The organism is Neisseria cinerea, from assembly GCF_900475315.1.
Taxonomy (GTDB): Bacteria; Pseudomonadota; Gammaproteobacteria; order Burkholderiales; family Neisseriaceae; genus Neisseria; species Neisseria cinerea.
Window position 1 is genome coordinate 169,014 of sequence record NZ_LS483369.1, and the last position, 24,398, is coordinate 193,411.

The 24,398-nt window shown below is 52.4% G+C and carries 20 protein-coding genes; 7 read left to right on the forward strand and 13 right to left on the reverse strand.

The features are described 5' to 3' along the window. Positions 1–9: 9 nt before the first annotated feature. From DQM57_RS00945 to DQM57_RS00960, 4 genes are all read right to left on the reverse strand, one after another. A complete protein-coding gene (locus tag DQM57_RS00945) occupies positions 10–1,530 on the reverse strand; it encodes a Na+/H+ antiporter NhaC family protein (protein WP_111726345.1) in 1,521 nt (506 codons plus the stop codon). 200 nt (positions 1,531–1,730) lie between these two features. Next, entirely contained in the window at positions 1,731–3,230 is a 1,500-nt protein-coding gene (locus DQM57_RS00950) for a DegQ family serine endoprotease (RefSeq protein ID WP_111726347.1), read from the reverse strand. A gap of 138 nt (positions 3,231–3,368) precedes the next feature. After that, a complete protein-coding gene (nth, locus tag DQM57_RS00955) occupies positions 3,369–3,998 on the reverse strand; it encodes an endonuclease III (RefSeq protein WP_003676295.1) in 630 nt (209 codons plus the stop codon). 45 nt (positions 3,999–4,043) lie between these two features. Beyond that, complete coding sequence (locus DQM57_RS00960; RefSeq protein ID WP_107996507.1) at positions 4,044–4,457, reverse strand: YqaA family protein; 414 nt, start codon at positions 4,455–4,457, stop codon at positions 4,044–4,046. A 202-nt stretch (positions 4,458–4,659) separates the two neighbouring features. On the opposite strand from DQM57_RS00960, the gene DQM57_RS00965 reads away from it, so the two are divergent. Then, positions 4,660–5,883: a sugar MFS transporter gene (locus DQM57_RS00965; RefSeq protein WP_111726349.1), complete on the forward strand. Its 1,224-nt coding sequence runs from the start codon at positions 4,660–4,662 to the stop codon at positions 5,881–5,883. Between the two features lie 324 nt (positions 5,884–6,207). After that, a complete protein-coding gene (gene nhaC / locus DQM57_RS00975; RefSeq protein ID WP_003676288.1) occupies positions 6,208–7,587 on the forward strand; it encodes a Na+/H+ antiporter NhaC in 1,380 nt (459 codons plus the stop codon). 65 nt (positions 7,588–7,652) lie between these two features. Here nhaC and DQM57_RS00980 read toward each other — a convergent pair whose 3' ends face one another. Beyond that, positions 7,653–8,477: a CorC family transporter gene (locus DQM57_RS00980; RefSeq protein ID WP_003676286.1), complete on the reverse strand. Its 825-nt coding sequence runs from the start codon at positions 8,475–8,477 to the stop codon at positions 7,653–7,655. A gap of 1 nt (position 8,478) precedes the next feature. Then, on the reverse strand, positions 8,479–8,994 hold the full coding sequence (ybeY, locus tag DQM57_RS00985) for an rRNA maturation RNase YbeY (protein WP_111726353.1): 516 nt from the start codon (positions 8,992–8,994) through the stop codon (positions 8,479–8,481). A gap of 118 nt (positions 8,995–9,112) precedes the next feature. Here ybeY and hemC point away from each other — a divergent pair, with 118 nt between their 5' ends. After that, a complete protein-coding gene (gene hemC, locus DQM57_RS00990) occupies positions 9,113–10,048 on the forward strand; it encodes a hydroxymethylbilane synthase (protein ID WP_111727598.1) in 936 nt (311 codons plus the stop codon). A gap of 85 nt (positions 10,049–10,133) precedes the next feature. On the opposite strand, the gene DQM57_RS00995 is transcribed toward hemC, so the two are convergent. Both DQM57_RS00995 and DQM57_RS01000 read right to left on the reverse strand, forming a co-directional pair. Next, positions 10,134–11,327 carry an amino acid aminotransferase gene (locus DQM57_RS00995; protein ID WP_111726355.1) on the reverse strand — a complete coding sequence of 398 codons (1,194 nt, stop codon included), beginning with the start codon at positions 11,325–11,327 and terminating at the stop codon, positions 10,134–10,136. An 83-nt stretch (positions 11,328–11,410) separates the two neighbouring features. Then, positions 11,411–11,908, reverse strand: coding sequence for a DMP19 family protein (locus DQM57_RS01000; protein WP_111726357.1), 498 nt, complete (start codon positions 11,906–11,908; stop codon positions 11,411–11,413). A gap of 115 nt (positions 11,909–12,023) precedes the next feature. On the opposite strand from DQM57_RS01000, the gene DQM57_RS01005 reads away from it, so the two are divergent. Then, positions 12,024–12,227 carry a zinc-finger domain-containing protein gene (locus tag DQM57_RS01005; RefSeq protein ID WP_039854179.1) on the forward strand — a complete coding sequence of 68 codons (204 nt, stop codon included), beginning with the start codon at positions 12,024–12,026 and terminating at the stop codon, positions 12,225–12,227. Positions 12,228–12,296: 69 nt separating this feature from the next. Here the strand turns inward: DQM57_RS01005 and DQM57_RS01010 are convergent, their stop codons facing one another. The 3 genes from DQM57_RS01010 to DQM57_RS01025 all read right to left on the reverse strand — a co-directional run bounded on the left by DQM57_RS01010 (position 12,297) and on the right by DQM57_RS01025 (position 15,445). After that, entirely contained in the window at positions 12,297–13,883 is a 1,587-nt protein-coding gene (locus tag DQM57_RS01010) for an L-lactate permease (protein ID WP_003676273.1), read from the reverse strand. A 243-nt stretch (positions 13,884–14,126) separates the two neighbouring features. Continuing rightward, a complete protein-coding gene (lpxH, locus tag DQM57_RS01020; protein ID WP_039854178.1) occupies positions 14,127–14,849 on the reverse strand; it encodes a UDP-2,3-diacylglucosamine diphosphatase in 723 nt (240 codons plus the stop codon). Between the two features lie 209 nt (positions 14,850–15,058). Continuing rightward, a complete protein-coding gene (locus tag DQM57_RS01025; protein WP_111726361.1) occupies positions 15,059–15,445 on the reverse strand; it encodes a transferrin-binding protein-like solute binding protein in 387 nt (128 codons plus the stop codon). Between the two features lie 164 nt (positions 15,446–15,609). Here DQM57_RS01025 and smc point away from each other — a divergent pair, with 164 nt between their 5' ends. Next, positions 15,610–19,095 (forward strand): chromosome segregation protein SMC, encoded by a 3,486-nt coding sequence (gene smc / locus DQM57_RS01030; protein ID WP_111726363.1) that lies wholly within the window; start codon positions 15,610–15,612, stop codon positions 19,093–19,095. 167 nt (positions 19,096–19,262) lie between these two features. On the opposite strand, the gene adhP is transcribed toward smc, so the two are convergent. Together adhP and DQM57_RS01045 are read right to left on the reverse strand one after the other, a co-directional pair. Beyond that, entirely contained in the window at positions 19,263–20,309 is a 1,047-nt protein-coding gene (gene adhP / locus DQM57_RS01040; protein WP_167395507.1) for an alcohol dehydrogenase AdhP, read from the reverse strand. Positions 20,310–20,592: 283 nt separating this feature from the next. Then, complete coding sequence (locus DQM57_RS01045) at positions 20,593–20,979, reverse strand: type IV pilin protein (RefSeq protein WP_107859373.1); 387 nt, start codon at positions 20,977–20,979, stop codon at positions 20,593–20,595. Positions 20,980–21,204: 225 nt separating this feature from the next. On the opposite strand from DQM57_RS01045, the gene DQM57_RS01050 reads away from it, so the two are divergent. Both DQM57_RS01050 and DQM57_RS01055 read left to right on the forward strand, forming a co-directional pair. Further along, on the forward strand, positions 21,205–22,377 hold the full coding sequence (locus DQM57_RS01050; protein ID WP_111726365.1) for a MacA family efflux pump subunit: 1,173 nt from the start codon (positions 21,205–21,207) through the stop codon (positions 22,375–22,377). Positions 22,378–22,449: 72 nt separating this feature from the next. After that, on the forward strand, positions 22,450–24,384 hold the full coding sequence (locus DQM57_RS01055) for a MacB family efflux pump subunit (RefSeq protein WP_111726367.1): 1,935 nt from the start codon (positions 22,450–22,452) through the stop codon (positions 24,382–24,384). Positions 24,385–24,398: the final 14 nt, after the last annotated feature.

Sequence of the window (24,398 nt, forward strand, 5' to 3'; positions counted from 1 at the left end):
GGGGGGAAATCAGGCGATGGTGCGTTTTTTATCTTTCAACATGAAAATAAGCACGGCCAATACAATACCTGTCGCGCCAAAGCCGAGCAGCGCGGATTTGGTCATGCCCAAAACAAGATAACCGGCCGCTGCCGCACCCGCTACGGTCAGGGCATAGGGCAGTTGCGAGGTAACGTGGTCGATATGGTTGCAGCGCGCGCCGGTGGAAGACAGGATGGTCGTGTCGGAGATGGGCGAACAGTGGTCGCCGCATACTGCCCCCGCCATTACTGCTGACATGCATGGGATAATCAGCGTGGGATCAACTTTGACCGCCATTGCCGCGGCAATCGGCAGCATGATGCCGAATGTCCCCCAGCTTGTGCCGGTGGCAAACGCCATTACGCTGGCAAGCAGGAAAAGGATGACGGGCAAAAAGCCGGGATGAATGCTGTCGGCAACCAGCGTGGAGAGGTAGTCGCCGGTGTGCATTTCGCTGACGACGGTGCTGATGAGCCAGGCGAGAATCAGGATGGTAATCGCACCCGACATGGAAAGCATACCCTGCCAAACGGCTTTGGGATAATCAGTTGCTTTAATTGTGCCGGGCGTGCAGAGTACGACGGCAAGCACGCCACAGATGCCGCCGAAGACCAGGGAAGTGTTCACGTCCGTATTTTCAAACGCACCCAAAATGCTGAAGGTTTCGCTTGCCTTCGCGCCGGTATAAATCATGGCGGATACGGTGGAGGCAATTAAGACCAAAACGGGAATAATCAATGCGTAAACCCTGCCCCTGCTGCCGTCTGAAACGGCGGTTTCATCATGGGTTTCGTTCAAAGCGGCCTGTTCGAAACGTGCCATCGAGCCGATGTCGAAGGAGAACCAGGAGACGACGAATACCATAATCAGGGCAAACAGCGCGTAATAGTTCATCAGGCTCATGGCGACAAATGTCCCCATCGGCGTGTATTCGGTAATTTTGTAGGTAACGAGCAATCCGGCAAGTGTCGCGATAATCGACGCTCCCCAACTTGAAACGGGCATCAGTACGCACATGGGTGCGGCGGTAGAGTCGAGGATGTAGGCGAGTTTGGCTCGGGAAACTTTGAATTTGTCGGTAACGGGGCGGGCAATCGCGCCGACGGCGAGGCTGTGGAAGTAGTCGTCGATGAAGGTAACGAACACAAGGCAGGCGGTCAGCATTTTTGCACCGCGCCGGCCTTTGATGTGCTGTTTCGCCCAGTCGGCAAAAGCCTGATTGCTGCCGGAGAAGGTCAGCAGTGAAGTAAAGATACCTAAGAGAAGCAGGAAAATCAGGATTTTAGGCTTGCCCAGTGACCAATCGCCGTCTGCCCATGTCAGTCCGACCACCATATCTTTCAAGTGAGTCAGACCGTTTACGGGGTTGCCACCGACCAGGAAGGTGACCCCGACCAAAATGCCTATGCTTAACGACAGCAGTACGCGTCGGGTAATGACTGCAAGTGCGAGTGCCAAAAAGGGTGGCACAACCGAGAAAAATGAATTTGAATAGTCAATCAGCTGCATGGTTTGTGAGGTGTAAGCGTCCGGATGGGGCGGTTTCTGTCCGCAACGGTTCGGATTTTGTTGGCAAAATGGGCGAAAGTATTTTCTGTTCCGGAAAATACTTATTTGAAATCAATTAACTGTTTTCTTGAAAATGCCCGTTAATCAGTGTTGACGGGCATTTTATCATCTAAAAAAATATTTTGGTCAAATTATATGGGTTATTGCAGGGTTAATGCGATGAATAGGGTGTTGCCCTGACGCATAACCAGAAGGGGGATGTTTTTCCCCGCTTTGTCCAGTGCATTGCGGAAACCGGTTTCGTCATTGACCGGGATTTGTCCGACGGCGAGGATTTCGTCGCCGCGCCGCAAGCCTGCGCGTTGTGCCGCCCCCGAAACCCGAACGACGATAAGCCGTCCGCCGTTGCCGTCTGTATCGGTTTGCAGGGTAACGCCGGCAGATTCGATTGAGAACGTACCGGATTGGTGTCCGGCATAAGGAGTTTTATCCGGTAGGGATGACGAGCCGAGTTGTTCGGAAGCATTGCCCAGTTTGATTTTGACTGTGATTTCTTCGCCTTTGCGCCATACGCCGAGGCTGGCTTCCTTACCGGGCATGATGGCGCCTACCATGACGGGAAGGTCGCCGGAAGAGCGTATTTCTTCTCCGTTGAGGCTGCGTATGATGTCGCCTGCCTGCAAGCCTGCACGTTCTGCGGGGCTGCCGGGAAGGATTTTGGCAATCAATGCGCCGCTGGCTTTATCCAGACCGAAAGACTGTGCCAAACCGTAGGATACTTCCTGAATGATGACGCCCAGTTGCCCGCGTTGGACTTTGCCGGTGTTTTTCAGTTGTTCGGCAACATTCATGGCAACGTCGATGGGGATGGCAAAGGAGATGCCCATGAATCCGCCGCTGCGGCTGTATATTTGCGAATTGATGCCGACAACCTGTCCTTTCAGGTTGAACAGCGGGCCGCCGGAATTACCCGGATTGATGGCGACATCGGTTTGGATGAAGGGTGTATAGCTTTCATTGGGCAGGCTGCGGCCTTTGGCGGAGACGATGCCGGAGGTAACGCTGTTATCGAAGCCGAAGGGTGCGCCGATGGCGGCTACCCATTCGCCGGGTTTCAAATCTTTGGGATTGCCGATTTTGACGACTGGGAGGTCTTCTGTGGCGTCTATTTTTAAAAGCGCCACGTCAGATTGGACATCCGAGCCGATGAGTTTGGCGGTATATTCGCGTTTGTCGTTGAGCAGGACTTTGATGCTGCCCATGCCGGTAACGACGTGCGTATTGGTCAGAATATAGCCGTCTTTGCTGATGATGAAGCCGGAGCCGAAGTTTAATCCGCCGTCATCTGCTTCTTCTTGGGGGATTTCGGGCATATTCGGGACGAGGCGTTTGAAAAATTCGTAGAAGGGATCGTTGTCGGCAATCGGGTCGGAATCGTTTTCGGCGCTGCGTCCGCCGTTTTCGGTACTCGGGGCGGGTGCCGCCTGAATGTTGACGACTGCCGGACCTTCGCTTTGCACCAATTGGGCAAAGTCGGGCAGCAGCATACTGACGCTGCCGTCGTCTTTGGTGTGTTCGATGCGTTCTACGAAGGATGCTTCTTTTTTGTCCGCACCGAAAAAGCTGCCGGCTTTGTCGCAGCCTGCCAATGCGGCGGCGCACAGGGTTGCCAAAGCGAAGTATTTATATTTTTTGAACACGTTTCGTCCTTTGTTTCGTACCGATATTGACTTCAATGCCGTCTGAAACGCATGTTGTCGGTTTCAGACGGCATGGAGTGAAATTTTACAACGTTTGTCTGAATTTTCAAGCATTTCATTATTAAAAGGTGAGACCCGTCAGGATTTGGCGGGATATTCGCACAGGTCGTTGATGATGCAGGTTTGGCATTGCGGTTTGAGTGCCTTGCAGGTGTAGCGTCCGTGCAGGATGAGCCAGTGGTGCGCGTCCATCAGAAATTCTTTAGGAATGAAGCGCATCAGTTTGTCTTCGACTTCGCGAACGTCTTTTCCGGGTGCGATTTTGGTTCGGTTGGACACGCGGAAAATATGCGTATCGACCGCCATGACGGGATGGCCGAACGCCGTGTTCAATACGACGTTTGCCGTTTTGCGCCCCACACCCGGCAATGATTCCAAAGCCTCGCGGTCTTCCGGCACTTCGCCGTTGTATTTTTCCAGCAGGATGCGGCAGGTCTGCATGATGTGCTTGGACTTGGTTTTATACAACCCGATGGTTTTCGTGTATTCCATCACGCCGTCCAAACCCAAATCCAGCATCGCCTGCGGCGTATCGGCAACCGGAAACAGCTTCGCCGTCGCTTTGTTTACGCCGACGTCGGTTGCCTGTGCCGACAGTAAAACGGCGATTAAAAGCTCGAAAGGGGAGTTGAAGTTGAGTTCGGTGGTCGGATGGGGGTTGGCGGCGCGGAAACGTTCGAAAATTTCTTGGCGGATGTGTCTGTTCATTTTTTTATACGGTAGGTTTGTGCGTTCGGCATTATAACGTATGGTTCAGGCGGAGTAGTATTGTATCCCCCAGAGGATAAAGGCGTAACGCGCCATTTTGCCGGCTATCAGCATCAGCCCGCCCGTCCAAGGGTTCAGACGCAGCCAGCCGGCGGCAAGCGGCAGTGCGTCGCCGATGACGGGCAGCCAGGCAAACGCAAGCAGCCATACGCCGTAACGCTTCATTATCCTGATTGTTTTTTCAGACGGCATTTTTCGGGAAGGCAGCAAACGCCCCATCCAATAGGAAACCATACTGCCCAGTCCGTTGGCAAGGCCGGCGCACAGCAACGCGCCGTATGCGTGTTCGGAAAAGCGGTGGACGAACAGGACGAAGGCGGCTTCAGATGTGCCGGGCAGGAGGGTGGCAGAGGTAAAGGCGGAAAAGGCAAGTGCGGCGTAGGCGTAAAAAACGGTCATAAAACGGTTTGTATTAAATGAAAACGAAGGTTGGGGCATGCGGCGGCATGTCTGCCGCGATAACGGTAGGTGCTGTCCGATACGGATATGCCGACGGCTTGCAAATTTGTGAAATGTCAGTATGATTCACGCCGCCGTGAAGGAATGTCAACCCCCGTTGTCTGAACCGTGCGGTATATCACGATAAAATGAAAGGCAAATCATGTCTGCGCAATCACAAAACAATCGTACTTCCCCATTGGTCGTCTTGATCACGCTGTTTTTCATGATGGGTTTCATTACCTGCATGAACGACATCCTTATCCCTCATTTGAAAGAAATTTTCGACCTGACTTACGTTCAGGCGATGCTGATCCAATTCTGTTTCTTTACCGCCTATGCGGTGATGTCCATCCCGATGGGGGCTTTTGTCGGCAAAGTCGGCTATAAAAACGGCGTTATCGGCGGCTTTCTGCTGACGGCGGTCGGATGCCTGTTGTTTTATCCTGCGGCAGGCAGCCATTCGTATGCGGTATTTTTGGGCGCGCTGTTCATTTTGGCTTCGGGCGTTACGCTGTTGCAGGTTGCCGGTAATCCTTATGTTACCCTGCTGGCGAAACCGGGTAAGGAATCGGCAACGCTGACCTTGGTTCAGGCATTTAATTCCCTGGGTACGACCATTGCGCCGCAAATCGGTGCGTTCCTGATTTTGGCGGATGCAACTAAGGCGGCAGACAGGGCGGAACAGATTTCTTCCGTACAGATTCCTTATTTGGGACTGGCGGGTTTGTTCATTATCCTTGCCGTATTCGTGAAAATGATCCGGCTGCCCGATGCGCGCAAGATTGCCGCCGAGGAGGGCGCGCACAACCATGACGGTAAAACCAGCGTGTGGCAGTACAAACATTTGGCTTTCGGGGCGGCAGGTATTTTCTGCTATGTTGGTGCGGAGGCATCTATCGGTTCGCTGATGGTCAATGTGTTGGGTTATCTGAAAGGGCTGAACCATGCTTCCGCCGCGCATTACCTGTCGTTCTATTGGGGCGGCGCGATGTTCGGGCGGTTCCTCGGTTCGGCGGTGATGGCGAAATTCGCCCCCAACCGTTATTTGGCGTTCAATGCCTTGTCAGCGGTTGCGTTGCTGATTGCGGCCATGGCGACCGGTCAGGGGAATGCTGATGTTTCCATGTGGGCGCTGCTTGCCGTCGGTTTCTTCAATTCTATTATGTTTCCTACGATTTTTTCTTTGGCGACCAAAGGATTGGGCAGGTTTACCAATGCTGCTTCCGGCGTATTGTGTACCGCGATTGTCGGCGGCGCGATTGTCCCTGTCGTGCAGGGCTGGGTGGCAGATAATTATAGTTTGATGTTTTCGTTTATTGTTTCCGTTGTCTGTTACCTTTATATCGCATTTTTTGCGGTGTACGGATATAAGGCGAGAGCTTAATCCTTTTCTTGGAGGATGCCGTCTGAAGAAAATCTTTCAGACGGCATTTTTGCGTACGGACGTTTCTGCGGTACATTTGTTTATTATTCGGCAATTACGGCAGATGATGCAGTGTACGGATGTTATTTAAAAAAAGTATATTATTTTAAAAATCACTTAATAAAAAAATTATATTTCAAAAAATCTAATTATTTTTGATGAAATAGCTGTTCTATTTCCGTTGTACTTTTTCAAAACGCTAAAAAGCCTTCTTGGGAATACCGGGTCGTTACAGTATCTTGTGTTAGAATCTGTTAAATTTTATATCAATTCAGGCAAAGAACTATGTTTGCTTTTAAATCCTTACTCAATATGCCGCGAGGTGAGGCGCTCGCTGTCGTCGTCGCATTGATTGCCGCGATGGGTTACACGATTATTTCCTTGGAATGGCTGCCCCATATGTCCATTATCGCCTCCATCATCGTTTTGGTGTTGTACGGGTTGGCGCGCGGATTAAAATACGACGATATGCAAAAAGGGATGATTGGGGCACTGAATCAGGGTATGGGGGCGATTTACCTGTTTTTCTTCATTGGGCTGATGGTCAGCTCGCTGATGATGAGCGGCGCGATTCCCACATTGATGTATTACGGTTTCGGGCTGATTTCTCCGACCTATTTTTATTTTTCTGCCTTTGCACTGTGTTCCGTCATCGGCGTGTCCATCGGCAGCAGCCTGACTACCTGCGCTACGGTCGGCGTTGCCTTTATGGGGATGGCGGCGGCGTTTCATGCCGATATGGCGATGACGGCGGGCGCGATTGTTTCGGGCGCATTTTTTGGCGACAAAATGTCCCCGCTTTCGGATACGACGGGCATCTCTGCCTCTATTGTCGGTATCGACCTATTTGAACACATTAAAAACATGATGTACACCACTATTCCGGCATGGCTGATCAGTGCGGCACTGATGCTTTGGCTTTTGCCGAATGTCGCGGCACATGATATGAACAGCGTCGAATCTTTCCGCAGCCAGCTTGAAGCGACGGGGCTGGTTCATACCTATTCGCTGATTCCGTTCGTGCTTTTGGTCGTACTGGCAATGATGCGTACCAATGCCGTGATTGCCATGCTGTTTACCGTCATTGTTGCAGTTGCGGTAACTTATCTGCACAGTACGCCCGATCTACGTCAGCTCGGTTCATGGTTTTACGGCGGCTACAAACTTGAAGGCGAAGCGTTTAAAGATGTTGCCAAACTGATTTCGCGCGGCGGCTTGGAGAGTATGTTCTTTACGCAGACCATCGTTATCCTCGGTATGAGTTTGGGCGGACTGTTGTTTGCGCTCGGTGTGATTCCCTCCCTGTTGGAGGCCATCCGTACCTTCTTGACGAATGCCGGGCGCGCCACATTCAGCGTCGCCATGACTTCGGTCGGGGTCAATTTCCTGATTGGAGAGCAATATTTGAGTATTTTGTTGTCGGGTGAAACGTTCAAACCTGTTTACGATAAGCTCGGCCTGCATTCGCGCAACCTGTCGCGGACTCTGGAAGATGCGGGGACGGTTATCAACCCGCTCGTGCCGTGGAGCGTGTGCGGCGTATTTATCAGCCATGCGCTGGGTGTGCCGGTCTGGGAATATCTGCCTTATGCCTTTTTCTGTTATTTGAGCTTGGTGTTGACCCTGTTATTCGGTTGGACGGGTCTGACCTTGAGCAGGAAGTAGCTGGTTGGGAAAATGCCGTCTGAAACCGTATCGGGTTCAGACGGCATTTGTTTTATGGGCAAATTTTATTTTACGCGTGTTGCCATCAGGGTGTGCAGACGGCGGTTGTCGGCGCGTGCGACGGTAAATTGCAGGCCGCCGATGATGACTTTTTCGCCGCGTACGGGCAGGTGTCCCAACTCTTGAATGACCAGGCCGCCGATGGTGTCGGCTTCTTCGCTGCTGTATTCCGTACCGAAGAAGGTGTTGATGTCTTCGATTTCGGTAGCCGCATGGATGCGCCAGCGTTCGGAAGAAACGGCGTGGATATTATCGGCGCTGTCGTCTTCGTCAAACTCGTCTTCGATTTCGCCGACGATTTGCTCGATGATGTCTTCAAAGGTAACCAAACCGGATGTGCCGCCGTATTCGTCGATGACAATCGCCATGTGGTTGCGCTGTTCGCGGAACTCTTTTAAAAGGGCGGTCAAAGATTTGCCTTCAGGCACGAAAACGGCAGGGCGCAAGACGGATTTCAGGTGGAACTGCTCAGGGTTGAACATATATTTGAGCAGGTCTTTGGCATGCAAAATACCCAAAACTTCGTCTTTGTCTTCGCCGATAACGGGGAAACGCGAATGGGCGGTTTCGATGACGTAGGCCGTGATGCGCTCGATGCTGTCGTTCTCTTTCAATACGTTCATGCGGCTGCGCGTAATCATCGCGTCACGCACTTCCAGCTCGGCAAAGTCCAATACTTTTTCCAGCCGGGTCAGTGTATCGGCGTCAAAAACTTCCTGCTCGTGCGCTTGGCGCAGCAGGGTCAATACGTCTTCGGCGGAGTCGGGCTCGCCGGCAAGTCGGGAGATCAGGCGTTCGAAAAACTTGGGTTTCGACTGCGTACCGTCCATTTTAATATTCGTCCTCTTGGTAGGGGTTGGGGAAGCCTGACGCCAGCATCAGGCGGATTTCTTCGGCTTCCATTATTTCGGCTTCATCGTCTTCGATGTGGTCGTAGCCCATCAGGTGTAAAGTACCGTGTATGGTCAGGTGGGCAAAATGCTGCTCGGGTGTTTTACCTTGTTCGGCGGCTTCTTTCAAAACCACTTGCGGACAAATCACCAAATCGCCATACAGGCCGTCTGAAAACTGGTCGGGCAGGATTTCGCCTTCGTTGAGCGCGAAACTCAATACATTGGTGGCGTAATCTTTGCCGCGGTAGTCGCGGTTGTAGGTGCGGGCTTCTTCTTCATCCAGAAGAATCAGGCTGATGTCTGCGCGGCGGTATTCGTTTTTCAGGGCAGACCACGCCCAGCGGTAAAAATCGCGTTCGCTCGGAAGATTGGCGGCGGAAGAAGCGTTTTCAAAGTTCAGATGAAAACGTTGCCGCTGTAAGGATAAAAAAGGATATTGTTTGGCGCGTTTCATGTTGTCCGGAAAATTTGGTTTTTAGGCGTAAATATAACATATTCACCCTCATACCGTCTGGAAAAACTCCCAAAATATGATAGACTTCATGCCGTTTTCCATCTTTCAGGCAACCATTATGAACCCGAAAAAACTCGTTATCGCCAGTCGCGAAAGCCTGCTTGCCATGTGGCAGGCAAAGCATATCCAAGGCCGTCTGAAAGCCCTGTATCCCGATTGCGAAGTCGAGATTTTGGGCATGACCACGCGCGGCGACCAGATTTTGGACAGAACTTTGTCAAAAGTCGGCGGTAAAGGCTTGTTTGTCAAAGAGTTGGAACAGGCTTTATGTGACGGGCGCGCTGACTTGGCCGTGCATTCGATTAAAGATGTGCCGATGGATTTGCCTGAAGGTTTCGCGCTTGCGGCAATCGGCGAACGCGCCAATCCGTTTGACGCATTTGTGTCCAACCAATACGCGCGTTTGGAAGAAATGCCCAAAGGCGCCGTCGTAGGCACATCCAGCCTGCGCCGCGAAGCTCAGTTGCGTGCACGCTATCCGCATTTGGTTATCAAACCTTTGCGCGGCAATGTGCAAACCCGTTTGTCTAAACTCGATAACGGCGAATACGACGCAATTATCTTGGCTGCCGCCGGTTTGCAGCGTCTGGAATTGGATGAACGCATCCGCATGATTTTGTCGGAATCCGACAGCCTGCCTGCCGCCGGACAAGGTGCATTGGGTATCGAAATTGCAGCGCATCGCGAAGATTTGTACGAAGTCTTAAAGCCGTTGAACCACGATACCACACACGCCTGCGTTACGGCCGAACGCGCTTTGGCGCGCGCTTTGGGCGGAAGCTGCCAAGTGCCGCTGGCCGCATATTGTACTGAAGAAAACGGCTTGCTGACCTTGCGCGGCTTGGTCGGCCATCCTGACGGTTCGGTCATTTTGCAGGCGGACGCGCAAGCACCTGCCGAATACGCCGACGCGCTCGGACGCGCAGTCGCTAAGAAATTGGCGGACGACGGTGCGCGGGAATTGATTGAGGTGGTATTGCAGGAACAGGTCTGAACCTGCTTTGCAATCTGACGGGATGAAACAACTATGCCGTCTGAACCTGTAAGGTTCAGACGGCATTTTCATATGGCTGTGCTTTTTACAGTACTTTTACGATGCTTTCGCACAGATAATCGATGTTGTCGTCGGTAATGCCGGCGACGTTGATGCGGCCGGAACGGACGGCATAAATGGCAAACTCGTTTTTCAAACGGTCAACTTGTTCGGGAGTCAAGCCGCTGAAAGAGAACATGCCGTTTTGTTCGATAATGAAATCAAAATCTTGGGTTGCACCTTTGGCTTTGAGCAACTCGACAAATTTTTGGCGCATGGCTTTGATGCGGCCGCGCATTTCATCGAGTTCGGCAATCCATTGTGCTTTCAAATCATCATTTTTCAACACCAGCGCAATGGTGTTTGCACCGTGTGAAGCCGGATTGGAATACAAGGTACGGATGATGGTTTTGACTTGGCTGTGGGCGCGGGCTGCTGTTGCTTCATCTTCGGCCACCAAAGTGAACGCGCCGACGCGCTCGTTGTACATACCGAAGTTTTTGGAATAAGAGCTGGCAATCAGCAATTCTGTATTGTGTTTCAAGAACACGCGCAAGCCGTAGGCATCTTCTTCCAAACCGTTGCCAAAGCCTTGGTAGGCAAAGTCAAACAGCGGCAGCCAGCCTTTTTTGGCAGAAAGTTTTGCCAGAGTTTCCCATTGTTCGGGCGTAGGGTCGATGCCGGTAGGGTTGTGGCAGCAGCCGTGCAGCAGGACGATGTCGCCTTTTTGCGCTTGGCTCAAGTCTTCAATCATGCCGTCCCAATCCAAACCGTGTTTGGCGGCATCATAGTAACGATAAGGTTTGTCTTGGATACCGACCGCTTTGGCGATGGCGTTGTGGTTTGGCCAAGTCGGATTGGAAATCCAGATGGTTTGCGCGTTTAACTGACGTTTGGCAAACTCGGCCGCAATACGCAATGCGCCTGTACCGCCAAGGCTTTGCGCTGTTTTGGCGCGGCGGCTGGCGATGATTTCGTGGTCTTTGCCGAACAGCAGGATTTGGGTTTGCTCGTTGTAGTCGGCAACGCCGTCGATGGTGAGGTAGTTTTTGGTGGTTTCGCTTTCCAACAGGCGTTTTTCAGCCTCTTTGACGGCTTTGACAATGGGTGTCGCGCCGGATGCGTCTTTGTACACGCCGATGCCGAGGTTGACTTTTTCAGGACGGGTTTCGGCTTTGAACGTTTCGCCCAAACCGAGAATCGGATCAGCGGGGGCGGCTTCGATGTGCTTGAAGAACATGTGTGGCTCCTTAATGGGGACGGAAGATAAATTGAGATTTTGCCGATTTTACGCTGTTTTATATGTGCTGGAAACAGCCGTGTCTATACCTGCCCGATATGGGCGAAGGTTTCCCAGTTTGAACGTATGTGTTCGGCAACCAGGGGTAAATCTTGTTCGGCGGCTTCGTAATATTCCGCATCCCATTCTTCAAAATCAGGGAAGAGTTTGCGCAGGGAAGGGATGTCCCGCCCTTCGTCGGCAAGCGATTCGATGGCGCTGCCGTGCTTTTCGTAGAGGTTTTTGGCTTTGTCGATGATTTTGGGCGTAATTTTGATTCTCCAGCGGCGGAGGCTGTCGGCAAGCGGGTTGCGGAAAATATATTCGCCGTAACCGGATGCGATGAGTTGCACGAAGCCGCCTTCCTCAACCTGGCTGTCGAGGTAGCAGTATGCGGTCAGTGTGTGTTGTTCGTCGGAAAGGGAGGAGAGGGTTTCATCGCCGTTTTGCGCGGTGTATTCGAGATAGGCGGAAACGAGGGTGTAGAGCAGGGCGGATGGCTCCTGTTGTTTGATGTTTTCAGGGAGGGTAAGCTCAATCATGGTATGCCGTCTGAAAAATGGGGATTATAACGGATTGCACCTTCGGGCCGGAAATATCCTTTATCTTGCTGATGGCGTAAAATAGGCGTACACCAACCACGTGAAGGAAAATCGAATGGACAATCTTCATATACGCGAAATTACCGTATCCCCCGAAAACCTGCCCTTATGCTGTTCCGGTCCGGACAACGAGAAATGGAACGGGCATCCGAGGGTGTTCCTGCCGTTGAGGGAGGGTGAGTCCGGTAGTGTTTCCTGTCCGTATTGCGGAACTCGGTACCGACTTGACGGAAAGATGCCGCATCATCATTATGCCTGAATGCTAACGGCGATAAAAATGCCGTCTGAAGCCTTTTCCGGTTTCAGACGGCATTTTATTTTGCTGTGGTTACATGAAGAAAATTATGGCCACTACGACTGCGATTACGCCGTAAATCGACATCGGTATGACGGTTTTCTTGATGATGGCGCCTTCCGCATTGTTGACGTTCAATACGCTGCACACGGCGATGATGTTGTTGATGCAAACCATGTTGCCCATTGCTCCGCCGACGGATTGCAGGGCGAGAATCAGGGTAACGGAGAGTCCGGTATCCAGTGCGATTTGCTGTTGAATCGGACCGAAGGTTAGGTTGGATACGGTATTGGAGCCGGAGAAGAATGCACCGATTGCACCTAGGTATGGTGAGAAGTAAACCCAGTGTTCGCCCGCCATTGCGGCAAACTCTTTACCAATGATTTTCACCATGGAGTTGTCGCCGCCGACCATCATCAGTTGAACCATAATCAGCGCACCCATCAGGGCAAGCAGCGGTTTTTTGGTTTGGTGGAAAGTGGCGGCATAAAATGCCCAGGCATCTTTGAATTTGGTCTTATACAGCAGGATGCAAATCCAGACGGTAAACACGAATGGAATCCATGCGGGAACGTAGAGGGTTTGGTAGGAGGCGTTTACGCCTTGACCGAAGATGTTGCCGAAGGTGATGGTCAGAGAGTCGCTGACGGTGATTTTGGACAAATCAAACGGCAGTTGGAAGCTGAACCATTCTTCTTTGCTGGTCAGCAGGCCTTTGATGCCGAGTTGTTTGATACGGGTAACGACCAGCATGCCGATAAGCATACCCAAAGGCATAAGTGCTTTGATGACTTGTGAAAAAGGCACTTTTTCAGCATCAGGGTCTTTGGCATGGTCTTTGCTCAAGCCCCAGCCTTTATTGGCTGCAAATACGGAAAACATCAGACCGATTGCGCCTGCAACCAAAGAAGGAAATTCTTCGTTGACCATTGCCAATGCGACATAGGGAAGGGTACAGGAGAAAACGGCAATCGCAACAAAGCCGATATTTTTACGGATTTCCGCCCAAGGTACGATGAAGCTCAGGCCGATAACGGGAATGACGAAGCCTGCGAAGAAATGCATGATACCGGTCTGCATACCGATTTTCATAATATCCGCATGGGCGAGTTCCAAAGGCGCGAAGCCGAACCAGGTCGGCGTACCGACCGCGCCGAAAGATACGGGTACGGAGTTCATCACTAGTGTGAAAATGGCGACTTTTAGGGGGTTGAAGCCCAAACTCATCAGAATCGGCGCGGCAATCGCAGCAGGCGTACCGAAGCCGGATGCCCCTTCGATCATAAAGGCAAAAGCCCAGCCGATAATCATCAGTTGGGCTACGGGATTGGGACTGATGGTCGCCAGCCATTTTCGGATGATATCGATACAGCCCGTGGTTTCCATCATACGGTTGAACATAATTGCGCCGAAGATAACGGTAATCGGCGTGAGTGTCGACACCAGGCCTGAGGCGGCGGTTGCGTTGAGCAGCATGGCGTTGTCGTTGAAATAAAACAGCTTGATGGCATAAATCAGCGCGGCGGTAATCGGCAGTGCGATGTAGGAGGGCATGCTGTTTTTCTTAACCATCAGCCAAATCAGCAGGACGATGGGGAAGATGCTGAGAAAGAGTGCCATAAATCAATCCTTGGGGCGACGTTGCACCATGAGGTGCATTAGGGTTTAAAAAGGCAGTTGGATTCCGTACGGGCAACGCCTAAATTGGTAATACCAATTTTACTGTAATGCCGCATACTGTACGTAATCTTATGTAAACGGTCAAGCATTTTATCGTGAGCGGTTAAGGAGGTTTGAGGAATGTCGGGCAGATTGTGTTTCGATGCAAAAATGCCGTCTGAAATATTGTTCAGACGGCATTTTTCAGCATTTTTCCAGCGGTACAAATACCGCGCCGTGTTTATCCGCGCGCAGAATCGAAGCATAGTTGTCATGCCAGTCGCCCAAAACGATGCGGGTAAAGCCGTTTTCATGATGAATATGCTCGCGGTGGGTATGCCCGTGTATCAGCCTTTCCGCATTAAAGGCACGTACCTGTTGCGCGGTAAAGGAGGCATTGACATCCATAATGTCGGCAGGCTTGACCTGTTTTCCCATTTTGCTAACACGCCTGATTTTGGCGGCGAGGCGGGTACGCCGCCGTAAGGGCAGCATCAGGAACAGTTTTTGCAGCCAATTCCAATGCACGACCCTGCGGAAACGCTGGTATGCCTTGTCGTCGGTGCATAATGTGTCCCCGTGGCAAATCAGGGTGTTGCTGCCGAATAAATCTAAAACCGAGTAATCCGGCAGCAGCGTCATGCCTGCACGCCGGCAAAAATCCTGACCGATCAGGAAGTCGCGGTTGCCTCTGACGAAGAACACGGCAACGCCTTTGTCGGACAATTTCCTGATTTCCCGCGCAACCAAAGTATTCAATTCGGAAACTTCGTCATCCCCTATCCAGAAATCAAACAAATCCCCCAAAATAAAAACGGACTGTGCTGATGCCGCAGAAGAAGAATTGAGGAAGCGGACGAACAGACCGGTCAACTCGGGGCTTTCTTCGCTCAAATGCAGGTCGGAAATGAAATAGACGGGTTTCATGGGTTGTTTTCCAATCGGTCGGATCTTCAGGAGGATTATAACGCGGGCAGAAGCCTGTAATATGAATTTCGGCAATATTCCGGTTTGAAGCCGCCGTGTTTTCTTGTTACAGACGGCATGGGGCAGGTGGAGTAAGGAGCGGTTGCTTTTCTGTGTGCTGGACACAAAAAAACAGAGCCGCTGCGATGCGGCTCTGTTTTTGCAGGGGATTATTTGCGTTTCGCACCGTATCCGCCGAGGAAGTGGACGCTGCCGTCGGTATTTTTCAGACCATAGGTGCCGCCGATTTCTTTAGTATTCGGACCAAAGAATTTACCGCTCAGGTTGCCTGACATTTTGCCGTCGGCAGAGGTAACTTTACCCAAGAACAGGTTGCTGTCTTTCCATGTTGCCGTACCTTTTTCGGGAATGGAGGCAAATTTGGTTTCTTGTCCGAGACTTTGGAAACCGCGTAAAACTTCCGTACTTTTATTACGCGGGTCGACGTATGAGGCGAAAGTCTGGTAAGTCCAGCCTGCGGCTGCTGGGTTGTGGATAATGATTTTCGTACCGTCTTCAAATGCAAGGACATACGCACCGTCAAACTCGGGCATCATCAAACCATCTTTTGGTTTGATATAGGTAATGGTGTCGATGACAGACTGTACATGTTGTTCAAGCCCTTTGCGGATGACGGTATATTCCTGGATTTCTTTTGCTACTGCTGAAATGTTGTGATTTCCGTTAAAATACGCCTTCTTTTCCGATTCGAAACATTGCCATGCGTCTTACCCACATCAAACTCTCCGGCTTCAAATCTTTTACCGATCCGACCACGATTCATGTTCCGGGGCAGCTTGTTGCGGTTATCGGGCCGAACGGCTGCGGCAAGTCGAATGTGATTGACGCGGTGCGTTGGGTGTTGGGCGAGGCTTCGGCGAAGCAGCTTCGCGGCGAGAGTATGCAGGACGTGATTTTTAACGGTGCGGCGACGCGCCGTCCTGCGCCGAGGGCTTCGGTGGAGCTGGTGTTTGACAACAGCGACCACAGTTTGCAAGGCGCGTGGGGGCAGTATGCCGAGGTGAGCATCAAGCGGCAGCTGACGCGTCAGGGCGAATCGACTTATTTCATCAACAATCAGACCGTGCGCCGCCGCGACATTACCGATTTGTTCTTGGGTACGGGCGTGGGCGCGCGCGGTTATGCCGTCATCGAGCAGGGGATGATTTCGCGCATCATCGAAGCGCGGCCGGAGGAGTTGCGCGCCTATATCGAGGAGGCGGCGGGAGTGTCCAAATATAAGGAACGCCGCAAGGAGACGGAAGGTCGTCTGAAAGACACGCGCGAGCATTTGCAGCGTTTGGGCGATTTGCAGAACGAATTGGCGCGTCAGGTGGAAAAGCTGGAGAAACAAGCGGAAACCGCCGAACGCTACAAATCCCTGACCGCGCAGCTGAACCAGCAACAGGATTTGCTCGATTACGCCCAATGGCAGCAATCGCTTGCCGCCGCCGACAAGGCGACCGCGCAGCATCAGTCTTTGCAGGCGCAGCAGGACGAAACCGCCGTGCAGGTTCAGGCGTTAAACGACGAAGTACACGCCTTGCAGACCGCCGAGCAGTCGCAACAGCAGGCAGTACACGAACTGAGCAACAAACGCGGCGTGTTGCGCGAGCAGATTGCCCGTTTGGAAGAACAAATCCGCCATCAGCAAAACCTGCACCAACGCATCGAACGCGACAAACAGGCGGCGCAGGCGCAGATGCAGCGCATCCATCAGGAGCAGCAGCAAATCCGCGCGCAGCTTGAAGAAAACGAGTTGCAGACTGAAGAAAAGCAAACCGAGTTGGCGGAATGGGCGATGCAGGTTGCCGAACACGAAGAGCGTCTGCCCGAATTGGAAGAAGCCCAAGCCACGCTTAACGCCGCCTTCCAAACCCAGCAGGACGAGGCAAACCGCATCCGCCGCGAACTGGCGTTGAAGCAGCAGCAGCTTGCTCATGCCGAACAAACGATTGCCAAGTATGAAGAGCGTAAAGGCCGTTTGAAGCAGGAAAACCAAGCCCTGAACCTGCCCGACGAAGCCGAAACCGCTGCCGCGCAGGAAGCCGCCGCCTTGTTGCAAAGCCAGCAAGAGCATTACGAAGAACAAATCATTGCCGCCGAAGAAGCCTTACACGCCGCCCGCGAAGCGTTTCAGACGGCCTCAAACCGCTTCCAAGGTCTGAAGCAGCAACACATCACCTTGCAGGCGCAGCAGCAGGCGTTGTCGCAAATCCTGTCGCAACAGCAGGAAGCCGCCGACTTCTGGCAGGCAACCGACCACGCCGCCGCGCCGCAACTGTGGCAACACATCACCGCGCCCGCCGAGTGGCAGCACGCCCTGTCCGTCATCCTTGCCGAACGCCTGCACGCCCGCGCCGTGCCGCACGGCTTCGTGCCGCCCGCGCCGTTGCCGCAGGGGCAGGCGGCATGGCTTTCAGACGACCTCTCCGGCGGCATCAAAAAATCCCTGCCCGTACAGGCATTGCTGAACCAAATCCAAGCGCAGCCGCCGTTTCAGACGGCATTGCACCACTGGCTCGACGGCGTATTGTGCGCGCCCGATTTGAGCTACGCCCTCGCGCATCAAAGCGATTTGGGCGCACACCAAATCTGGCTCACACCCGAAGGCCATCAGGTCGATAAAGTCAGCGTTCTGCTCTATGCCAAGCCCGCGCAGGAAAGCTTGATTGCCCAAAAAGCGCGCCTCGACGGCATCGCTTCCGAACTGGAAAAACTCGCCCCCGAACTCTCTGCCGCCGAAGCCACGTTTAAACAGGCGGAGGCTGCCGTGCGCTCGTCCGAAGTGCAACATAAAAACCTGATGCAGCAGCAACAGCAGCACACGCGCCAATACAGCCAAGCGCAGCAACGCGCTGCCGAACTTCTGGCGCGCACCAACCAAGGGCAAATCCGCCGCGAACACATCGAGCGCGAACTGGCGCAGTTGGCGGAAGAACAGACCGTGTTGCAACACACGTCCGACGGGCTTTCAGACGACATCGCCACTTTGCAGGAAGCCGCCGCCGAACTCGAACACCAGCAGCAAACCACCGCGCACAGCCGCCAAGAGCAGCAAGGCCGTCTGAAACAGGCGCAGCTTGCCCTGTTGGAAGCCAACCGCCAATACGGGCTGGCCGAAGTCGCCGTCCACAAACTCAACCAGCAAAAACAAAACTACCAGCAGCAAATCGCCCGACTTGAACAGCAAACCCTCGACTGGCAGGAACGCCAGCAAGAGCTTGCCCTCGCCTATGAAACCGAGTTCCAAAACGATGAGCAGCACATCAAGCTTGAAGAATTAAGCGAAGCCGTACACACGCTGGACGAAGAATACATCGCCGTACAGGAAAAACTCGCGCAGATTCAGGAGCAGGGCAGGGAGCAATACGCTAAAGTGCAAGCCCTGCAAACCAAGCTGCCGCAGCTTCAGGCCGCGACCCAAACCGCCCTGTTGCAACAGCAGGAAGCCCTGATTAACGCCAAACGCTACCATCAAAATCTGACCGAACACGCCGTCGATTTGGACGCGCTCGAAGCGTTGGCGAAAGAATCGCCGAAAGTATTGAACAACAGCATCGGCAGCCTCACCCAGCAAATCGAAGCCCTTGGCGCCGTCAACCTCGCCGCCCTGCAAGAACTTGAAGAAGCGCGCGAACGCGACGGCTACTACCGCAGCCAAAGCGAAGACGTGCAGGCAGCCATTACCCTTTTGGAAGAGGCCATCGCCCAAATCGACGACAAAACCAAAGCGCGTTTCAAAGAAACCTTCGACGCCGTCAACGGCAAAGTCCAAACCTTCTTCCCGACCCTGTTCGGCGGCGGCGAAGCCACCCTCAAAATGATAGGCGACGACCTCCTGACCGCCGGCGTGTCCATCATGGCGCGACCGCCCGGCAAGAAAAACAGCACCATCCATCTCCTCTCCGGCGGCGAAAAAGCCCTCACCGCCATGAGCCTCGTGTTCGCCCTGTTCAGCCTCAACCCCGCCCCCTTCTGCCTTCTGGACGAAGTCGACGCCCCGCTGGACGACGCCAACACCTCGCGTTTCTGCAACCTGGTCAAAGAAATGTCGGCGCAAACCCAGTTTCTCTACATCTCCCACAACCGCCTGACCATGGAAATGGCAGAGCAGCTCGTCGGCGTAACCATGCAGGAAAAAGGCGTATCGCGCGTCGTTGCCGTGGACATCAAACAGGCGTTGGAAATGGCGGAATCCGTCTAAACGGGTTGCAGAACGGTTGAATCTTGCCGTTCTTCTTAATGACGTGTTGCGATACGGGTTTTCAGACGGCATTTCAAACAGAACGGATTAAAATCAAATCCAAATCCATAAAAAATGCCGTCTGAACAGCGTTCAGACGGCATTTCGATGTGTATCGCCACGTCAAATCAGTGGTGATGGCCGCAGCCGCATTCTTTTTTCATATCGATTACCATACGGCCGGTAATTTTACCTTCGCGCATTTCTTGGAAGATGGCAGGCGCTTCATCCAAAGCACGCAACTTGACTTTAGGCACAACCAAGCCTTCTGCGCCGAATTGGAATGCTTCTTCTAAATCTTTGCGGGTACCGACCAAAGAGCCGACCACTTCGATGCCGTCCAAGACCAGACGAGGAATGGACAGGTCCATAGATTCGGGCGGCAGGCCAATGGCGACGACGCGACCGCCTGCGCGGACGCAGTCCACAGCGGAGTTGAATGCGGCGGCGGATACGGCGGTAACAATGGCTACGTGTGCACCGCCGGTTTTTTCCTGAATCACTTTGGCGGCATCTTCTTTGGCAGCGTTGATGACTAAATCTGCGCCGCTTTCTTTGGCAAAAGCCAGTTTTTCATCGTTGATGTCGATGGCGACGACGTGTGCGCCAAATACTTTTTTCGCGTATTGAACCGCCAAGTTGCCCAAACCGCCTGCGCCGTAAATCGCAATCCATTGGCCCGGACGAACGCCGGAAACTTTAATGGCTTTATAAGTGGTTACACCGGCACAAGTAATGCTCGAAGCTTGCGCAGGATCCAAGCCTTCTGGGACTTTGACCGCGTAATCAGCACTCACGATACAGTGGGTCGCCATGCCGCCGTCGGCAGTATAGCCAGCGTTCAATACAGAGCGGCACAAGGTTTCGCGGCCGGTATTGCAGTATTCGCAAGAACCGCAGCTTTGGAACAGCCATGCAATGCTGACACGGTCGCCAACTTTCAGATTTTTCACACCGTCGGCAACCTCTTTAACCAAACCGATACCTTCGTGTCCCAACACGCGACCAGGTTTGTCGCCGTAATCGCCTGCCGCAACGTGCAAGTCGGTGTGGCACACGCCGCAATACTCGACTTCCACCAATGCCTCGCCGTATTCCAGAGGACGCAGTTCGCGTTCAACAACTTCTACATCACCTGCTACATCTTTATTTACTACCACAGCATGCATTTTCATGATTGCGCTCCTTAGTTACGGTAAAAAAACCTGTAAACGGAATGTTGTCCGATATAAGGATAAGCATACGCTTCCGCATCTTGCGAGTCAAATGGTATGTTGTTGAAAAATATGGATTATATGTTATATTATAACAACTGGGGAGATACGGCATCGTGGCGGTTGTCGGATGCGGGGGCGGCAGGTTTCAAGTTTGAAAAACCGGATGGGGCAAACCCGTAAAAATGCCGTCTGAAACAGTGTCCGAACGGCATTTTTACGGGTTTCGGGTTTCGGCGGAGGGTCAGTCAAAGCCGGGGCAGGATTGATTTGTACCGGAAGCGGCAATGATACCGCCGTCGTTGAGCGTAACGACGCAGGTCTCCCCGTTGTTGGCTGTATTGGGGTTTGCCTTAAGGGTGAAGTGGTCGGAGTTGACTTCGCTTAAAGTAATATCGAAGTATGTGTTTTGTTCCAATTTTGTTTGGTCGTAGTTTTTAAACGTCCCTTTTTGGCGGTAGAAACGTTCCATGGTCTGCGCGTTGTGCAGCAGGGTCGTCCTGACTTCCGTCAGTCGGACGCGCCGGACGTAGTATTGATAGGAGGGATAGGCAATGAGTGTGAGGATGCTGAGGATGACGATGACAATCATCAGTTCGGCCAACGTGAAGCCTTTTTGAACGGTTCTCATGGCAAATGGTTTCCATCGGGTTGTTTGTCGGTGGCATTATACCGCTGTAAGGGAGATGGCGGTATATGTAAACAGATTGAAATTTTCTGGAAAATTATTTGCATAAATCATTAAAAACAAACATTTATTTATATTTTTGGCACTTTGCTCACTGGGCGCGCCGGGGGGCTTGCGGTAGAATCCGTATCCGGTTTATAAAATTGCAGTACACAGAGAATTGAAAATATGGCAAAGATGATGAAATGGGCGGCGCTTGCTGCGGTTGCTGCGGCAGTTTGGGGCGGATGGTCTTATCTGAAGCCCGAACCGCAGGTTTCTTATATTACGGAAACGGTCAGGCGCGGAGACATCGGGCAGACGGTCTCGGCAACGGGTGAGATTTCGCCGTCGAATCTGGTATCGGTCGGTGCCCAGGCATCGGGGCAGATTAAGAAGCTTTATGTCAAACTCGGGCAGCATGTCCGAAAAGGCGATTTGATTGCGGTAATCAATTCGACCTCGCAGACCAATACGCTCAATATGGAAAAATCCAAATTGGAAACGTATCAGGCAAAGCTGGTGTCGGCACAGATTGCATTGGGCAGCGCGGAGAAGAAATATAAGCGTCAGGCGGCGTTGTGGAAAGATGATGCGACCTCTAAGGAAGATTTGGAAAGTGCACAAGATGCGCTGGCCGCTGCAAGGGCCAATGCCGCCGAGCTGAAGGCTTTAATCAGGCAGACCAAAATTTCTATCAATACTGCCGAATCGGAATTGGGTTACACGCGCATTACTGCAACGATGGACGGCACGGTGGTGGCGATTCCCGTGGAAGAGGGACAGACTGTGAACGCGGTGCAGTCTACACCGACGATTGTCCAGCTGGCCAATTTGGATATGATGTTGAACAAAATGCAGATTGCCGAGGGTGATATTACCAAGGTAAAGGCTGGTCAGGATATTACGTTTACGATTTTATCGGAGCCGGATACGCCGATTAAGGCGAAGCTCGACAGTGTCGATCCGGGACTGACCGCCATGTCGTTGGGCGGCTACAACAGCAGTACGGATACGACTTCCAGCGCAGTCTATTATTATGCCCGCGCGCTTGTGCCGAATCCGGACGGCAAGCTTGCTATCGGTATGACGACTCAGAATACGGTTGAAATCAACCGAGTGGCAAATGTGCTGATCATCCCGTCGCTGACAGTCAAAAAACGTGGCGACAAGGCGTTCGTACGCGTGTTGGGTGCGGACGGCAAAGCAGTGGAGCGAGAAATCCGGACCGGTATGAAAGACAATATGAATACCGAAGTAAAAAGCGGTTTGAAAGAGGGGGACAAAGTGGTTATCTCCGAAATGACGGCAGCCGAGCAGCAGGAAAGCAGCGAGCGTGCCATGCAGGGCCCTCCACGCTGACAGGCAGATATGCCGTCTGAAAACAGGCAGGCCGTTTCAGACGGCATTTATCATACTGATTTACGGAATATTATGAGTTTGATCGAATGTAGAAACATCAACCGCTATTTCGGCAGCGGCGAGAACCGCGTTCATGTCTTGAAAGACATTAACCTGTCGATAGAGAAAGGTGATTTTGTTGCCATTATTGGGCAGTCCGGTTCGGGAAAGTCCACGCTGATGAACATCCTCGGTTGTCTGGATACGGCCAGTTCCGGTTCATATCGGATCGGCGGCCTTGAAACGGCCGAAATGAAGCCGGACGAGCTGGCCGCATTGCGCCGAGAACGTTTCGGCTTCATCTTCCAACGCTATAACCTGTTGAGTTCGTTGACGGCACGGGATAATGTCGGATTGCCGGCCGTTTATATGGGTGTGGGCGGCAAAGAGCGTTCCATGCGTGCAGAGAAGCTTTTGAAGGATTTGGGTTTGGAAGGCAAAGAAGGCAACAAACCCGGAGAGCTTTCCGGCGGTCAGCAGCAGCGTGTCTCCATCGCCCGCGCGTTGATGAATGGCGGAGAAATCATCTTTGCCGACGAACCGACCGGTGCATTGGATACCGCCAGCGGTAAAAATGTGATGGAAATCATCCACAAGCTGCACGAAGGCGGGCATACCGTCATTATGGTCACGCACGATCCCGGTATCGCTGCCAATGCCAACCGCGTTATCGAAATCCGAGACGGAGAAATTATTTCCGATACATCGAAACAAACCGATATTCCCGCAGGCAGTGTAGAAAGTATCAAAGAAAAAGCTTCCTGGTCGTTTTATTACGGTCAGTTTGTCGAAGCCTTCAGAATGTCGGTGCAGGCGATTATGGCGCACAAAATGCGTTCGCTGCTGACCATGCTCGGCATCATCATCGGTATTGCTTCGGTTGTCTCCGTCGTCGCACTGGGCAACGGTTCGCAGAAAAAAATCCTTGAGGATATCAGTTCGATGGGGACAAACACCATCAGCATCTTCCCCGGGAGAGGGTTCGGCGACAGACGCAGCGGCAGGATTAAAACCCTGACTGTGGACGACGCAAAAATCATCGCCAAACAAAGCTATGTCGCTTCCGTTACCCCTCAGACCACATCAGGCGGTACGTTGACTTACCGCAATACCGACCTGACCGCTTCTTTGTACGGTGTGGGGGAACAATATTTCGACGTACTCGGACTGAAGTTGGAAACGGGAAGGTTGTTTGATGAAAACGATGTGAAAGAAGACGCCCAAGTCGTTGTTATCGACCAAAATGTCAAAAACAAACTCTTTGCGGATTCAAACCCGTTGGGACAGACCGTCTTATTCAGGAAACGCCCGCTGACCGTCATCGGCGTGATGAAGAAAGACGAAGACTCTTTCGGCAATTCTGAAGCCTTGATGCTTTGGTCGCCCTATACGACCGTGATGCATCAAATTACCGGAGAGAGCCATACCAATTCCATTACCGTGAAAATCAAAGACAATGCCAATACCCAGGTTGCCGAGAAAGGATTGACCGAGCTTCTCAAAGTGCGGCACGGCACGGAAGATTTTTTTATGAACAACAGTGACAGCATCATGAAGATGGTCGAAAGCACGACCGGAACCATGAAGCTGCTGATTTCTTCTATCGCATTGATTTCGCTGGTGGTAGGGGGTATCGGTGTGATGAATATCATGTTGGTGTCCGTTACCGAGCGTACCAAAGAAATCGGCGTGCGCATGGCAATCGGCGCGCGGCGCGGCAATATCTTGCAGCAGTTTTTAATTGAGGCAGTGCTCATCTGCATCATAGGGGGTTTGGCAGGTATCGGACTGTCTGCAGCCATCAGCCTTGTGTTCAACCATTTTGTGACAGACTTTCCGATGGACATTTCCATCATGTCCGTTGTCGGCGCGGTTGCCTGCTCGACCGCCATCGGTGTGGTGTTCGGCTTTATGCCTGCCAATAAAGCAGCCAAACTCAATCCGATCGATGCATTGGCACAAGATTGAGGATTATTGAACAG

Excerpts from the sequence above, each read along its gene's own strand:
- DQM57_RS00945 (WP_111726345.1), bottom strand. The coding sequence starts at position 1,530 with ATGCAGCTGATTGACTATTCAAATTCATTTTTCTCGGTTGTGCCACCC.
- nth (WP_003676295.1), bottom strand. The coding sequence starts at position 3,998 with ATGAACAGACACATCCGCCAAGAAATTTTCGAACGTTTCCGCGCCGCC.
- DQM57_RS00960 (WP_107996507.1), bottom strand. The coding sequence starts at position 4,457 with ATGACCGTTTTTTACGCCTACGCCGCACTTGCCTTTTCCGCCTTTACC.
- DQM57_RS00965 (WP_111726349.1), top strand. The coding sequence starts at position 4,660 with ATGTCTGCGCAATCACAAAACAATCGTACTTCCCCATTGGTCGTCTTG.
- nhaC (WP_003676288.1), top strand. The coding sequence starts at position 6,208 with ATGTTTGCTTTTAAATCCTTACTCAATATGCCGCGAGGTGAGGCGCTC.
- DQM57_RS00980 (WP_003676286.1), bottom strand. The coding sequence starts at position 8,477 with ATGGACGGTACGCAGTCGAAACCCAAGTTTTTCGAACGCCTGATCTCC.
- ybeY (WP_111726353.1), bottom strand. The coding sequence starts at position 8,994 with ATGAAACGCGCCAAACAATATCCTTTTTTATCCTTACAGCGGCAACGT.
- hemC (WP_111727598.1), top strand. The coding sequence starts at position 9,113 with ATGAACCCGAAAAAACTCGTTATCGCCAGTCGCGAAAGCCTGCTTGCC.
- DQM57_RS00995 (WP_111726355.1), bottom strand. The coding sequence starts at position 11,327 with ATGTTCTTCAAGCACATCGAAGCCGCCCCCGCTGATCCGATTCTCGGT.
- DQM57_RS01000 (WP_111726357.1), bottom strand. The coding sequence starts at position 11,908 with ATGATTGAGCTTACCCTCCCTGAAAACATCAAACAACAGGAGCCATCC.
- DQM57_RS01005 (WP_039854179.1), top strand. The coding sequence starts at position 12,024 with ATGGACAATCTTCATATACGCGAAATTACCGTATCCCCCGAAAACCTG.
- DQM57_RS01010 (WP_003676273.1), bottom strand. The coding sequence starts at position 13,883 with ATGGCACTCTTTCTCAGCATCTTCCCCATCGTCCTGCTGATTTGGCTG.
- lpxH (WP_039854178.1), bottom strand. The coding sequence starts at position 14,849 with ATGAAACCCGTCTATTTCATTTCCGACCTGCATTTGAGCGAAGAAAGC.
- DQM57_RS01025 (WP_111726361.1), bottom strand. The coding sequence starts at position 15,445 with ATGATGCCCGAGTTTGACGGTGCGTATGTCCTTGCATTTGAAGACGGT.
- smc (WP_111726363.1), top strand. The coding sequence starts at position 15,610 with ATGCGTCTTACCCACATCAAACTCTCCGGCTTCAAATCTTTTACCGAT.
- adhP (WP_167395507.1), bottom strand. The coding sequence starts at position 20,309 with ATGAAAATGCATGCTGTGGTAGTAAATAAAGATGTAGCAGGTGATGTA.
- DQM57_RS01045 (WP_107859373.1), bottom strand. The coding sequence starts at position 20,979 with ATGAGAACCGTTCAAAAAGGCTTCACGTTGGCCGAACTGATGATTGTC.
- DQM57_RS01050 (WP_111726365.1), top strand. The coding sequence starts at position 21,205 with ATGGCAAAGATGATGAAATGGGCGGCGCTTGCTGCGGTTGCTGCGGCA.
- DQM57_RS01055 (WP_111726367.1), top strand. The coding sequence starts at position 22,450 with ATGAGTTTGATCGAATGTAGAAACATCAACCGCTATTTCGGCAGCGGC.